This is a genomic window from Pseudomonas juntendi (assembly GCF_009932375.1).
GTDB lineage: Bacteria > Pseudomonadota > Gammaproteobacteria > Pseudomonadales > Pseudomonadaceae > Aquipseudomonas > Aquipseudomonas juntendi.
In genome coordinates this window covers 1-321 of record NZ_BLJG01000603.1, presented here as the reverse complement: position 1 = coordinate 321, position 321 = coordinate 1, and the positions used below count along the sequence as shown (strand labels likewise).

General features: G+C 69.2%; 1 protein-coding gene. It reads left to right on the top strand.

Going from position 1 to position 321, the window contains the following annotated elements; genetic code table 11:
- A partial coding sequence (locus GYA94_RS27455; protein ID WP_161893527.1) for an MFS transporter occupies positions 1-321 on the top strand: 321 nt, incomplete at both ends.

The following is a 321-nucleotide window of genomic DNA, read 5'->3' as shown; positions in this document are numbered from 1 at the left end:
GTCGATCACCGGCACCGAGGTGCTCGCGGACCTGGGCCTGGACCCGGTCATGCTGGGCATGGTCTTCTCCGCATTCGCCTGGGCCTACGCCCTGGGCCAGGTACCCGGCGGCTGGCTGCTCGACCGCTTCGGTGCCCGGCGTGTCTACGGCATCAGCCTGATCCTCTGGTCGTTGTTCACGCTGCTGCAAGGCACTGTGGGCTGGATGGGGCTGGCCGGTGCCTCGGCGGCGGTGGCGCTGTTCACCCTGCGTTTCATGCTCGGCCCGGTGGAGTCGCCGGCCTTTCCCGCCAACTCGCGCATTGTCAGCGGCTGGTTCCC